The sequence below is a fragment of the Kitasatospora sp. NPDC051914 genome (assembly GCF_040680995.1).
Classification (GTDB): Bacteria; Actinomycetota; Actinomycetes; order Streptomycetales; family Streptomycetaceae; genus Kitasatospora.
Genome location: NZ_JBFAXX010000070.1, coordinates 26,286 through 39,040, shown reverse-complemented (window position 1 = coordinate 39,040; position 12,755 = coordinate 26,286). Strand labels below are relative to the sequence as shown.

Annotated in this window: 10 protein-coding genes; 3 read left to right on the top strand and 7 right to left on the bottom strand. The window is 75.4% G+C overall.

The window, feature by feature from the left end; all coding sequences use genetic code 11:
- Positions 1-127 precede the first annotated feature (127 nt).
- From der to AB0M03_RS33390, 3 genes are all read right to left on the bottom strand, one after another.
- Entirely contained in the window at positions 128-1,582 is a 1,455-nt protein-coding gene (der, locus tag AB0M03_RS33400; RefSeq protein ID WP_363498690.1) for a ribosome biogenesis GTPase Der, read from the bottom strand.
- Between the two features lie 141 nt (positions 1,583-1,723).
- On the bottom strand, positions 1,724-2,440 hold the full coding sequence (gene cmk, locus AB0M03_RS33395; RefSeq protein ID WP_363498687.1) for a (d)CMP kinase: 717 nt from the start codon (positions 2,438-2,440) through the stop codon (positions 1,724-1,726).
- Positions 2,441-2,592: 152 nt separating this feature from the next.
- Positions 2,593-3,678: a prephenate dehydrogenase gene (locus AB0M03_RS33390; RefSeq protein WP_363498684.1), complete on the bottom strand. Its 1,086-nt coding sequence runs from the start codon at positions 3,676-3,678 to the stop codon at positions 2,593-2,595.
- Between the two features lie 302 nt (positions 3,679-3,980).
- Between AB0M03_RS33390 and AB0M03_RS33385 the strand changes: the two genes are divergently transcribed.
- Genes AB0M03_RS33385 through AB0M03_RS33375 form a run of 3 tightly spaced genes read left to right on the top strand, consistent with a single transcriptional unit; the run spans position 3,981 to position 8,140 of the window.
- Positions 3,981-6,125: a DUF4139 domain-containing protein gene (locus AB0M03_RS33385; protein ID WP_363498682.1), complete on the top strand. Its 2,145-nt coding sequence runs from the start codon at positions 3,981-3,983 to the stop codon at positions 6,123-6,125.
- A gap of 2 nt (positions 6,126-6,127) precedes the next feature.
- Positions 6,128-7,717 (top strand): mucoidy inhibitor MuiA family protein, encoded by a 1,590-nt coding sequence (locus AB0M03_RS33380; protein WP_363498679.1) that lies wholly within the window; start codon positions 6,128-6,130, stop codon positions 7,715-7,717.
- Positions 7,718-7,777: 60 nt separating this feature from the next.
- A complete protein-coding gene (locus AB0M03_RS33375) occupies positions 7,778-8,140 on the top strand; it encodes a DUF952 domain-containing protein (protein ID WP_363498676.1) in 363 nt (120 codons plus the stop codon).
- Between the two features lie 82 nt (positions 8,141-8,222).
- On the opposite strand, the gene AB0M03_RS33370 is transcribed toward AB0M03_RS33375, so the two are convergent.
- The 4 genes from AB0M03_RS33370 to AB0M03_RS33355 form a co-directional block, all read right to left on the bottom strand.
- On the bottom strand, positions 8,223-9,203 hold the full coding sequence (locus AB0M03_RS33370) for a helix-turn-helix domain-containing protein (RefSeq protein ID WP_363498673.1): 981 nt from the start codon (positions 9,201-9,203) through the stop codon (positions 8,223-8,225).
- Between the two features lie 195 nt (positions 9,204-9,398).
- Entirely contained in the window at positions 9,399-10,643 is a 1,245-nt protein-coding gene (locus AB0M03_RS33365; protein WP_363498670.1) for a pseudouridine synthase, read from the bottom strand.
- Positions 10,644-10,729: 86 nt separating this feature from the next.
- A complete protein-coding gene (gene scpB / locus AB0M03_RS33360) occupies positions 10,730-11,401 on the bottom strand; it encodes an SMC-Scp complex subunit ScpB (RefSeq protein WP_363498705.1) in 672 nt (223 codons plus the stop codon).
- Between the two features lie 275 nt (positions 11,402-11,676).
- Positions 11,677-12,609, bottom strand: coding sequence for a segregation/condensation protein A (locus AB0M03_RS33355; protein WP_363498667.1), 933 nt, complete (start codon positions 12,607-12,609; stop codon positions 11,677-11,679).
- Positions 12,610-12,755 lie beyond the last annotated feature (146 nt).

The window sequence follows — 12,755 nt, the reverse complement described above, 5'->3', positions numbered from 1 at the left end:
CCCGCCCCCACAAAACACAAAAAAACAAAACGGCGGGGGGGGCCGGGCGGGGGGCGGGCCCCCCCCCCGGGGGCCCGCCCCCGCCCGTCCGCGTCCGTGGACGCACTGCTCATTTCATTGCTTCTCGTTACTTCTTGCGGCGCTTCTCGCGCACCCGCACCGAGATGGAGATCGGGGTGCCGACGAAGCCGAACTCCTCGCGCAGCCGGCGCTCGATGAAGCGGCGGTAGCCCGCCTCGAGGAAGCCGGAGGCGAACAACACGAACCGCGGCGGGCGGGTGCCTGCCTGGGTGCCGAACAGGATGCGCGGCTGCTTGCCGCCGCGGATCGGGTGCGGGTGGGCTGCGACGAGCTCGCCGAGGAAGGCGTTCAGCCGCGCGGTGGGGATGCGGGTCTCCCAGCCCTCCAGCGCGGTCTCGATCGCCGGGACGAGCTTCTCCATGTGGCGGCCGGTCTTCGCCGAGACGTTGACCCGCGGCGCCCACTGCACCTGGACGAGATCCCTCTCGATCTCGCGCTCCAGGTAGTAGCGGCGCTCCTCGTCGAGCTGGTCCCACTTGTTGTAGGCGACGACGACGGCCCGGCCGGCCTCGACGGCCATCGAGATGATCCGGGTGTCCTGCTCGGCGAGGGTCTCGCTGGCGTCGATCAGGACGACCGCGACCTCGGCCTTCTCCAGCGCGGCAGAGGTGCGCAGCGAGGCGTAGAAGTCGGCACCGGCGGTCAGGTGGACGCGGCGGCGGATACCGGCGGTGTCGACGAACTTCCAGGTCTTGCCGCCGAGTTCGATCAGCTCGTCGACCGGGTCGCGGGTGGTGCCGGCCAGCTCGTTGACGACCACCCGCTCCTCGCCGGCGACCTTGTTGAGCAGGCTGGACTTGCCGACGTTCGGCCGGCCGATCAGCGCGACCCGGCGGGGGCCGCCGACGGTGCCGTTGCCGAAGAGCTGCGGCGGGGCCTCGGGCAGCGCGTCCATGACGGCGTCCAGCAGGTCGCCGGAGCCGCGGCCGTGCAGCGCGGAGACGGGGTACGGCTCGCCGAGGCCGAGCGACCACAGGTAGGCGGCCTCGGCCTCGGTGGACGGGCCGTCGACCTTGTTGGCGCACAGCACGACCGGCTTGCCGGCCCGGCGGATCAGCTTGACCAGGGCCTCGTCGGTGTCGGTGGCACCGACGGTGGCGTCCACGACGAACAGGACCGCGTCGGCGGCCTCGATGCCGTACTCGGCCTGGGCGGCGACGGCGGCGTCAATGCCGAGGACGTCGACCTCCCAGCCACCGGTGTCGACGATCTTGAAGCGGCGCCCGTTCCAGGCGGCCTCGTAGGTGACCCGGTCCCGGGTGACGCCGGGGCGGTCCTCGACGACCGCCTCGCGGCGGCCGATGATGCGGTTGACCAGGGTCGACTTGCCCACGTTCGGGCGGCCGACGACGGCCAGCACCGGCAGCGGGCCGTGCGAGGCTGCGTCGAGGTCGGCGTCGACCTCGTCGACGTCGAAGCCCTCCTCGGCGGCGAGCGCCATGAACTCGGCGTACTCGGCGTCGCCGAGCTCACCGTGGTGCGCGGCGGTGTCGTTGCTCATGTGTGTTTTTCCGTTTCCCGGCACGGCCCTTCCCAGGGGCGTGCCGTGCGTACCTGCCCTGCCGGGCAGCGCGAAACTACGTGTCCCGTAGTCGGAGGACGGGCCGGACGGCCCGAGGATGGTCGGCGGTGGTGCGGTCGGTCAGACGGCGGACGGCTGCTGGGCCCGCTCCTCGACCAGGGCGGCGACGGTGTCGATCACCTGGTCGAGGGTGAGCTCGCTGGTGTCCACCAGGACGGCGTCCGGGGCCTGGGTCAGCGGGGCCGTCTCCCGGGAGGAGTCTGCGGCGTCCCGGCGGTCCAGGTCGGCGGCCATCGCGGCGATGGTGGCCTCGTCCACGCCCTTGGCGCGCAGCTCGGCCGCGCGCCGCTCGGCGCGGGCGGCGCCCGACGCGGTCAGGAAGACCTTCGCCGTGGCGTCCGGGAAGACCACGGTGCCCATGTCGCGGCCCTCGGCGACTATGCCGCGGGACGCGACCTCGGCGCAGCCGCGCTGCAGCTCCACCAGGCGGGCCCGGACGGCCGGGACGGCGGCGACCGCGGAGACCTTGGCGGTCACCTCGGGGCCGCGGATCGGGCCGGAGACGTCGCGGCCGTCGACCGTGATGGTCGGGCCGGCCGCGTCGGTGCCGGAGACGATGACGGGCTTGCCACAGGCGATGGCGACCGCCTCGGCGTCGTCCACGTCGATGTCGTTGGACAGCATCCACCAGGTCATCGCGCGGTACATGGCGCCGGTGTCCAGGAAGCTCAGTCCGAGCCGGGCGGCGACCGCCCGGGAGACGGTCGACTTGCCGGAACCGGAGGGTCCGTCGATGGCGACGACGACCGGGGCGTGCGCTCGGTCGGCAGTTTCCACTGGGCGAACCTCTCTCTCGGCCGGCGCGTTCGGGCCGGGATGACTATCTCAAGGTTAATGGACCGGCGGAGGGTCCCCGTCCGGCCGCCCGTGCACCCCGGCCACGGGCCCCCTCGGGGTGTCCGACCGCCTCGGCCGCACGCCCCGGCGGTTCAGTCGCGGACGCTCCAGCCGCGGTCGCGCAGGCCGTTGGTGAGCAGGCGGACGGCGGTGGGGGCGACGTCCAGGTGGACGTGGCCGACCTGCTGGCCGTCGGAGTGCTCGATGGTGACGTCCTCGATGTTCACGCCGAGCGCGCCGACCTCGCCGAACAGCCGGCCGAGCTCGCCGGGCTGGTCGCCGAGGACCACGGTGACGGTCTCGTACCGGGTGTGCGGGGCGCCGTGCTTGCCGGGGATGCGGGCGTGGCCGGTGTTGCCGCGCCGCATGACCGCCTCGATGCCGGCGGCACCCGCCCGGCGGCCGCCCTCGTCGTCGGCCTGCAGGGCGCGCAGCGCGGTGACGGTCTCGTCGAGGTCGGCGGCGACCTCCTGCAGGATGTCGGCGACCACCCCGGCGTTGGCGGAGAGGATGTCCACCCACAGCGCCGGGTTGGAGGCGGCGATCCGGGTGACGTCGCGGACGCCCTGGCCGGACAGCCGGACGGCGGTCTCGTCGGCGTGCTCCAGCCGGGCCGCGACGAGCGAGGAGATCAGCTGCGGGGCGTGCGAGACCAGGGCGACGGCCCGGTCGTGGGCGGCGGCGTCCATGACGATCGGCATGGCGCCGCAGAGCGCCACCAGTTCGAGGGCGGCGTTGAGGGTGTCGGTGTCGGTGTCCTCGGTGGGGGTGAGCACCCACGGCCGGCCCTCGAAGAGGTCGGCGCGGGCGGCCAGCGGCCCGGAGCGCTCCCGGCCGGCCATCGGGTGGCCGCCGATGTAGTGGACGGTGTCGCAGCCGAGCGCGGCGACCTCGGCGCGCGGCCCGGCCTTCACACTGGCCACGTCGGTGTAGCAGCGGGCCAGGCCACGGCGCTGGCAGTCCGCGAGGACCTTGCCGACCAGGGCCGGCGGCACGGCGACGATCGCCAGGTCGACCGGCCCCTCGGGCGGTTCGGTGGTGCCCGCGCCGAGTGCGGCCGCCGTGCGGGCGGCGTCCTGGTCCGCGTCCTCCAGATGGACCGCGACCCCGCGGCCGGTGAGCGCGAGGGCGGCGGAGGTGCCGATCAGTCCGGTGCCGATGACGGCGGCTGTGCGCATGGCGGGGTTGCTCTCCTGGTACGGGGCGGCCTGCTTGGTGCGCCCATCCTCTCGCAGCCGGGCCCGGGCCGGCCGCGCGGGCCGGGCACCCACACGGGCGGGGACGAACCGACCGGGCGCCCGGGCCCGCCCGGCGGCCCCCGCTCCCGCAGGCCTACCGGTGCCGTGCAACCGTCCGAAGCCGCAGCCCGTCCACTCACCGGACGCGCAGCGGAAATCCCCCGCGGGCCGGCCGCGGCAGGGGCAGACTGGGCGGACCGGGGCCGGGGCGCGGCCCGGGGACGGACGAAGGGCAGGGCGGGGTGGCAGCAGACACGACGGCGCAACGGTGGGAGTCGGTCCTCGACTCGGTGGTGGTCTATGCGAGCGGGGCGCTGTGCCGCCGACGGGCCCGCGGCACGGTGCCCGCGGACGGCAGGGTGCGGCTGACCGGCCTGCCGCGGGTGGCGGACGCGGCCTCGCTGCGCGCCACCGTGCAGAACGGCACGGCCCGGGTGGCCGCGGCGCGGCTGGAGCCGGAGGTGGAGCTGCGCGACCGCGCGGACCTGCCGGAGCTGCGCCGCCGGGTGGAGCGGGCCGGGGACGCCGCGGACGCCGCCCGGCGGCGCTCGCAGCGGCAGGAGGCCGCGATCGCGGAGATCGCCGCGGTGCGGCCGGTTCCACCGCCGCTGACCGCGGACGCCCCGCACCGCCGCACACCCGCCGACGCCTGGCTGCAGCTGGCCGACTTCGTCGACGAGCGGCTCTCGGCCCTGCACGCGCGGGCCGCCGAACTGACCGAGGAGCTCCGCCTCGCCGAGCACGAACTCGACCTCGCCGAGGACGAGTTGGCCCGGGCGTCGTCCGCGCTGGCGACCGCCCCGGTGACGCTCGGCACGACCGCGGTGATCACCCTGGAGGGTGCGGCCGAGGGCGCCGAGGTGGAGCTGGAGGTCGAGTACGGGGTGCCCGGCGCGGTCTGGGTGCCGTCCTACCGGCTGACCTACCGTCAGGGCGAGGACACCGGGACACTGCTGCTGCGCGCCCAGCTCGCCCAGCGCACCGGCGAGGACTGGACGGGGGTGCGGATCGGCCTGTCCACCGCGGACCTGCAGCGCCGCACCGACCTGCCGAAGCTGCGCTCGCTGCGGATCGGCCGCCGGCAGCCCGCGCCCGCACCGTCCGGCTGGCGGGAGCCCCCGCCGGGCCTGGGCGACCTGTTCACCGGGTACGACGCGGCGGGCCGCCCGCCGCAGGTCCGCCCGAAGCCCGGCCCGCGGCCCGGTGCCGGCGGCGGGCGCCCCGGCCGTGCGGCCCGGCCCGGCGGCAGCCCGAGCGACACGGTGGTCGGCGGCATCGCGGCCGCGGACATCGCCGTGCCGCTGGCGGCACCCCCGCCGCCCCCTCCGCCGCCGCCCGCGCCGGGCGGCTGGCCCGCCCCGGCCGAGCCGAGCGGCGCCCCGGCCGGATTCCCCGCGCCGCCGCCGATGCAGACGTTCGGCGCCCCGCAGGCGTACGGGGCGGTTCCGCCGCCCGCGCCCGCGATGCGCAGCCGGGCGATGCGCGGGGGCGGCGGCCTCCGGTCGGCGCCCGACGTCCCGGTGTACGAGGCGCAGGCCGTGCCGGAGCCGGTCGGCCCGGCCGGTCCTTCGCAGGCGCAGCTGGACTACGCGGGCCTGGTGCTGGACGGCGCGGACCGCCCGGCGCACCGCCGCGGCCTGCTGTTCCCGGGGGCGGTGCACGACCCGGCGACGGTGCAGTCCCGCAACCTGGCCGAGTCGGTGGCCAAGCTGGAGCTGCCGGCGCACGCGGTGCGGCCGCGGCTGTCGGCGGGCTCCTTCGACCAGCGGTACGACGCCGCGGCGCGGGCCGACGTGCCCTCGGACGGCACCTGGCACACCGTGACCGTCGGGGAGGTGCCGGTGTCGCTGCGGACCGAGTACGTCTGCGTGCCCGCGGTCGAGGAGGCGGTCTACGGCACGCTGGTGATCACCAACGCCACCGCATCGGCCCTGCTGGCCGGTCCGGTGGAGGTCACCGTGGACGGCGACTTCCTGCTGACCGCCGCCCTGCCGACGCTGGCCGCGGGCGGCGACCGCCGGGTCGGCCTCGGGCAGGCGGAGGCGGTGCGGGTGGCCCGCCGCACCGAGCTGCGCGAGTCCACCGCCGGCATGCTCAACAACACCACGGTGCTGGACCACCGGGTGCACGTGGAGCTGGCCAACCGGCTGGCGCACCCGGTCACCGTGGAGGTGCGCGAGCGGGTGCCGGTCTCCGCCGACCAGGACGTCCGGATCGAGGAGCGCGCCGACTGGCGGGCCCCCGACCGTCCCTCCGAGACGTATCCGCCCGGCACCCGGTGCTGGCGGGTGGAGCTACCGGCCGGCGGAACGGCCGAACTCGACGGCGGCTTCGAGATCCGCATCCCGGCCGGCAAGGCCATCGTCGGCGGCAACCGGAGGAGCTGACCATGACCGACACCACACCTGCCACCCCGCAGCCGGCCGAGGCGCCGGCCGCGGTGGTGCCGCTGCCGGTCACCGCGGTGACCTGCCTGGAGGACCGCGCCCACGTCGAGCGGACGGCCACCGTCGAGCTGGCCGCCGGCGTCCGGCGGCTGCGCCTCGGCCCGATCTCCGCGCTCGCAGTCGACCGCACCCTGCGGGCCGAGGCGACCGGCGGCAACGCCCGGGTGCTGGACGCCCGGGTCGTCCGCACCTGGACGCCGCGCGCCCCGCTGCCGCCCACCGACCGGGACTCCGAGCTGCGCCGCCGGGTGCACGCCCTGGAGGAGGAGCAGCGGGCCGAGACCCGCGCCCGGGAGCGGCTGGAGGCCCGGCTGGCGTTGCTCTCCCAGCTCGCCGCCGACCTGCTGCGGGAGGTCGGCGAGGGCGCCGGCCGCGGCGAGCTGGAGCCGGCCCGCTGGACCCGCGAACTGGACCGGATCGACTCCGAGCGCGAGACGCACGGGGAACGGCTGCGCGCCTCCCGGGCCCGGCTGGAGACGCTGGGCGAGGAGCTGGCCGCCGCACGGCGGGCGCTGGACACCGGCGAGGTGGAGCCGCCGGAGCTGCTGGCGCACGTCGAGGTGACGGTGGAGGCGGACGAGGCGGGCCCGGCCCAGCTGCTGGTGGGCCATCTGACGCCGTGCGCGCTGTGGCGTCCGGCGTACCGGGCGACGCTGTCCGGCGAGCGGCTGCTACTGGAGACCGGGGCCGTGGTGTGGCAGCGCACGGGCGAGGACTGGTCGGGGGTGCGGCTGACCTTCTCGACCGCCCGTTCGGCGCTGGCCTCCGAGCCGCCGCGGCTGACCGAGGACTCACTGAGCCTGCGCGAGCGCACCTCCGAGGAGCGCCGCACGGTCGAGGTGGAGCTGCGCGAGGAGGAGATCGGCAGCACCGGGCCGTCCGCCGACGGCCTGCCGGGCGTCGACGACGGCGGCGAGGTGCGGGTGCTGCGGGCGCCGTCGCCGGCCTCGGTGCCGTCCGACGGGCGGGCGCACCGCATTCCGCTGTCCTCCTTCGAGACCGCGGCGGGCAGCGAGTTCGGCTCGGCGCCGGAGCTGTCGCCGCTGGTCACCCGGGTGGTGCGGTTCCGCAACGACGCCGGCCACGCGCTGCTGGCGGGCCCGGTGGAGCTGGTGCAGGGCAGCGGTTTCACCGGCCGGGGCGAGCTGCGGTTCACCGCGCCGGGGGCGCCGGCGGAGCTGGCGTTCGGCAGTTCGGACGCCTACCGGGTGGTCCGGGAGACCAAGGAGAGCCGCGGCTCGGCCGGGATCACCCAGCGCACCGTGGTCACCCGCACCGTCCGGGTGCACCTGTCGCGGTTCTCCGGGCCGGAGGACGTCGACGAGCAGGTGGTGGCGGTGCGCGAGCGCATCCCGGTCTCCGAGGTGTCCTCGGTGGAGGTGAAGCTGCGCAAGGAGGCGTGCTCGCCGCCGCCGGACGAACTGGACGCCGAGGGCATCGTCCGGTGGGACGTGCCGATGCCTCCGGGCTCCCGGCGCACCCTCACCCTGGTGTACGAGGTGTCGGCCGCTTCCAAGGTGGCCGGGCTGTGAGCCCGTTTTAGCCGGATGTTCCAGCCGGATTTGGACCGTCAACTCCGGTAGAAATGACCCATGATCTACCATCTCGCCCCGCTGGACGACTGGCTGCGTGACCCGGGGCGGCCGTACGCGGCCGCCTCGCTGCTCACCGACGGCTTCATCCACTGCTCGGCCGACGAGCAGACGGTGCTGGCCGTCGCGAACCTGTTCTTCGCCGACACGCCGGACCCGCTGATGGCCCTGCTGATCGAGGAGAAGCTGGTCGAGCCGATGGTGAAGTGGGAAGCGCCCTCCGGCCCGCCGCCGGAGGGCGCCACGCCGGGCGTGCTGTTCCCGCACATCTACGGCCGGCTGAACCGGACGGCCGTGATCGGCCTGGAGAAGCTCGAACGCGGCGAGGACGGCCGCTGGGCCCGGCTGCTCCCCTGGAGCTGATCCCGGGCCGCCCGGAGGGCCGGGAGCGCCCCGTCCCGGGGCCGCCCGGCGGTCCGGGCCGGGCGTCCGGCCCGGCGCCGGGTCAGAGCCAGCCGCGCTCGCGGGCCGCCATGCCCGCCTGGAAGCGGGTGGTGGCGCCGAGCTGGCGCATGAGGCTCTGCAGCCGGCGCTGGGTGGTGCGGGCGCTCCAGCCGAGCGAGCGGGCGATCGACTCGTCGGTGAGGCCGGCGGCCAGCAGGCCGAGCAGCTTGCGGTGGTCGGCCTCGGGCCCCTGGTCGTTCTCGCCGTCGCCGATCGCCGCCTGCAGCGGCACGGCCCGCTCCCACTCGGCCTCGAACAGCGCGTCCAGGGCCTGCAGCAGCGCCGAGGGGTGGATGACGTAGGCGGCGTCCAGCACGCTGTCGCCGACGGTGATCGGGATGATCGCCATCTTGTCGTCCGACATCATCATCTTCATCGGCAGGGCGGGGCGGACACGGGCCTCCTCGCCGTCCTCGACGCCGATGAGGATCTCCTTCTCCAGCCGGCCCGGCCAGGCCACCGCGTCCTTGTCGTACACGGTGCGGAAGCGCACGCCGGCCTTGAGCTTGGCGCGCTGCCGGGGCATCTGCGCCACCGGGTCCTGGATGTAGGGCGGGCAGTCGAAGCCGCGCACCTGGTACTGGGTGCTGTCGACGAGGTGCTCCAGCCGCTGGGCGATCGCCTCGCCGCCGGTGAGCACCTCGACCGAGTGCGCCGGGTCGGTGTAGCGGGAGGCCTCGCGGAAGGCGTCCATCAGCCGGTGCATCTCGGCGCGGGCGCTGCGCAGCTCCGCCTCGCGGTGGCCGATCAGGGTGCCGATGGCAACGTCGGGGGCGACCGCGAGGTAGCGCTCGCGGTCCACCGGGGCCCGGGTGGCCATGCCCTGCTCGGCCAACCTGTCGAGGGCGTCCTGGCTCTGTTGCAGTGTCAGGTCGCACTGCCCGGCCAGCTCCTCGGCGGTGGACTGCGGCGAGACCACCAGGGCCGCGTACACCTGTCCGTCCGGCCGTCCGAGGCCGAGCGCTCCGAATGCGTCGAGCACGCCGCTCCTTCCCCCATGCGGCCAGTGGCCCCGTGGCGCAGTTCCGCCACGCGTCGAGCCGCTGTCCGGTGGCCATCCTGCGCCACAGATCCACATCATGACAAGGCGGTGCGTCGAGGTTCACACGCGGACCCCGTCGAAGAGGCGGAAGGCCTCCCCGCCGAAAGGCGGGGAGGCCTTCGAATCGAAGGTCGCTTACAGACCGACCTCGCGCATCAGCTGTCCGACCTCCGGGTTGGTCAGCCGCCGCAGCCAGCCCGACTTCTGGTCGCCGAGCGCGATCGGGCCGAAGTGGGTGCGCACCAGCTTCTCCACCGGGAAGCCGACCTCGGAGAGCATCCGGCGGACGATGTGCTTGCGGCCCTCGTGCAGGGTCACCTCGACCAGGTAGTTCTTGCCGACGTTGGAGACCACCTTGAAGGAGTCGGCGCGGGCCCAGCCGTCCTCCAGCTCCACGCCCTTGGCGAGCTGCTTGCCGAGGTCGCGCGGGATCGGGCCCTGGATGGCGGCCAGGTAGGTCTTGGTGACGCCGTACTTCGGGTGGGTGAGGCGGTGGGCCAGCTCACCGTGGTTGGTGAGCAGGATGATGCCCTCGGTCTCGGTGTCGAGGCGGCCGACGTGGAAGAGCCTGGTCTCCCGGTTGGTCACGTAGTCGCCCAGGCACTGGCGGCCGTCCGGGTCCTCCATGGTGGAGACCACGCCGGCCGGCTTGTTCAGCGCGAAGAACAGGTACGACTGGGTGGCCACGGTCAGGCCGTCGACCTTGATCTCGTCGTGGGCGGGGTCGACCCGCTTGCCCTGCTCGGTGACGCGCTTGCCGTTGACCTCGACGCGGCCCTGCTCGATGAGCTCCTCGCAGGCGCGGCGGCTGCCCATGCCGGCCCGCGCCAGCACCTTCTGCAGGCGCTCGCCCTCGGGCTCGCCGAAGGTCTTCGGGGTCTTCACGGCCGGCTTGTCGTGCCGGGCGAGCACCGCGTCCTCGATCTTGGCCTGCAGCTCGCGGGAGCGCTGCGGCTGGCGGCGCGGGTCGCCCGGGGCGCCCTGGCCCTCGCGGCGCGGCTTCGGCGCGGGGCCGGGGCGGCGCGAGGCGTAGCTGCCGCGGCCGGGGGTGGCGTTGGGGCCGCCGCCGTACTCGGGGCGGTCGTAGCGGCGCTCCTCGGGGCGCAGCGGGCGGTCCGGGTACCGGCGGTCGTCACGACGGTCGTCGCGGCGGTCGTCGCGGCGGTCGTCGCGGCGCCCGCCCTGGGAGGACGAGCCGCCCCGGCCGCCGGAGGAGCCGTACGACGAACCGCCGCGGGAGCCGCCGTACGACGAACCGCCGCCGTAGGACGACCCGCCGCGCGAGCCGCCGCCGCTCCGGCCCCCGCCCTGTCCGCCTCGTCCCTGGCCTCCCCGGCCCTGGCCGCCGCTGTTGTTCCTGCCGTTGCCACTGCTGCGCATCAAAATGTCCGTACGTCGTGTCCGTCGTGGGAGTGCGTGTCGTGCCGGCCGACCTCACCGCCCCCTCACCGATCGGACGCGGACCGTCAGGCGCTGCCGCCGTCGGTTCCGCGGGCGGCCACCACCGCCTCCGCGATCATCGTGCCCTCGAGGGACTCCGCTTCCACGTCGTCGACCTCGGGCAGGAAGGGGGCGAGCTCCGGCAGCTCGTCCAGGCCTCGCAGCCCCGTCCGTTCCAGGAAGTAGTTCGTCGTCCGATACAGGATCGCACCTGTTTCGGGCTCGGAGCCGGCCTCTTCCACCAGTCCTCGCTGTACCAGGGTACGCATCACGCCGTCACAGTTCACACCGCGTACCGCGGAGACCCTGCTGCGCGACACCGGCTGCCGGTAGGCGACCACCGCGAGCGTCTCCAGCGCGGCCTGGGTGAGCCGGGCCTGCTGGCCGTCCAGGACGAAGCGGTCGACGGCCGGTGCGCAGTCGGCGCGGGTGTAGAAGCGCCAGCCGCCGGCGACCAGGCGCAGGTCGAAGCCGCGGCCCTGGTCGGTGTACTCGGCGGCGAGCTCGCGCAGGGCGGCGCCGACGGCCGCGCGGGGGCGCTCCAGGACGGCGGCGAGGTGGGCCTCGGTGGCCGGCTCGTCCACCACCATGAGGATCGCCTCCAGGGCGGCCCGCAGCGGCACCTCGGGCTCGTCCGGCTGCTCGGGCTCGGGCTCCGGTTCCGGCTCGGGGAGCGGCAGCGGCGCCGGGTCGGGCATCGGCTCCGGTTCGGAGGTGTCCCCGGCGGGGGCCGCCGCGGGGGCGTCGGGGCTGCCGGGGGCCGCGGGCGCGGGGATGTGCGGCACCGGGTCCGCGACGATCACCTGCCCCGCGGACGCCTGCTCCTGCTCCGCAGCGGGCGCGGGCTCCGGTACGAACGTCTGCTCCGCCGGGTGCCCGGGCTCCGGCGCGTACACCGGTTCCAGCCACTCGTCGGGGCGGGCCTGGCCGGGGAGGCCGAGGGTGCGCCGGGTGGGGCGCGGCTGCTCACCGTTCACTGCGGTTCTCCGTCCTTGCCGCGACCGTCGCCGTCCTCGCCGGGCGGGCGGTCGAACTCGTCGGTCACCTCGACCCGCAGGTCGGAGTCGGCGACCCAGTGCACCAGCAGCTCCCCGAGGGCGTCCGGCTGCTCGAAGTCGAGCACCTTCTCCCGGTAGAGCTCCAGCAGCGCCAGGAAGCGGGCGACCACCACCAGCGTGTTCTCGGCGTCGTCCACCAGCCTGCCGAAGGTGGCGCTGCCGAGCGCGGCGAGCCGGTCGACGACGACCCCGGCCTGCTCGCGGACGCTGACCGGCGGGGTGTGGATGTGCTCGACGTAGACCACCGGCTTCGGCTTGGGCGCCATGGCCCGGGCGGCCAGCCGGGCGAGGCCCTCGGGGCCGACGGTGATGACCACCTCGGGCAGCAGCAGGGCGTGGTGCGGCTCCAGCCCGACCGTGCGGGGGCGCTGCTTCAGCTCGGCGGCCCAGCGCTCGGCGAACAGGGCGGCCGCCTGCTTGTAGGCGCGGTACTGCAGCAGCCTGGCGAACAGCAGGTCACGGGCCTCCAGGAGGGCGAGGTCCTCCTCGTCCTCGACCTCGGCGGCGGGCAGCAGCCGGGCCGCCTTGAGGTCGAGCAGGGTGGCCGCGACGACCAGGAACTCGGTCGCCGCGTCGAGGTCCCAGTCCGGGCCCATCGCCCGGATGTGCGCCACGAACTCGTCGGTGACCTTGGAGAGCGCGACCTCGGTGACGTCCAGGCGGTGCTTGGCGATCAGGTTGAGCAACAGGTCGAACGGGCCCTCGAAGTTGTCCAGCCGCACCAGGAAACCGCCGCGCTCCGCAGCGGCTGCGGCGTCGGGCGGCACTCCGGCGTCGGCCGGGCCGCCGGCGGGGGCCGGGGCTGCGGGGGCGGCGGCCGGCACGGGGGGCTCGGGCGCACTCGTCATGACCGGACCATCTTCACCCGGATCCGGCGCGTCCGGTGCCCCCGGCGCCCGACACGCCCGTGTCCGGCCGCAGGGCGCCGTCGGCCGGCGCGGACGGGCTGCGGGCCCGGACTGCGTCCGGCGGGCCCGTCAGGGGCCCTGGGAGC

What these genes read in the sequence shown, in the direction of transcription:
- AB0M03_RS33375 (WP_363498676.1), top strand. Translation starts at nt 7,778, where the DNA reads ATGATCTACCATCTCGCCCCGCTGGACGACTGGCTGCGTGACCCGGGG.
- AB0M03_RS33355 (WP_363498667.1), bottom strand. Translation starts at nt 12,609, where the DNA reads ATGACGAGTGCGCCCGAGCCCCCCGTGCCGGCCGCCGCCCCCGCAGCC.
- der (WP_363498690.1), bottom strand. Translation starts at nt 1,582, where the DNA reads ATGAGCAACGACACCGCCGCGCACCACGGTGAGCTCGGCGACGCCGAG.
- AB0M03_RS33380 (WP_363498679.1), top strand. Translation starts at nt 6,128, where the DNA reads ATGACCGACACCACACCTGCCACCCCGCAGCCGGCCGAGGCGCCGGCC.
- AB0M03_RS33365 (WP_363498670.1), bottom strand. Translation starts at nt 10,643, where the DNA reads ATGCGCAGCAGTGGCAACGGCAGGAACAACAGCGGCGGCCAGGGCCGG.
- scpB (WP_363498705.1), bottom strand. Translation starts at nt 11,401, where the DNA reads ATGCCCGACCCGGCGCCGCTGCCGCTCCCCGAGCCGGAACCGGAGCCC.
- AB0M03_RS33390 (WP_363498684.1), bottom strand. Translation starts at nt 3,678, where the DNA reads ATGCGCACAGCCGCCGTCATCGGCACCGGACTGATCGGCACCTCCGCC.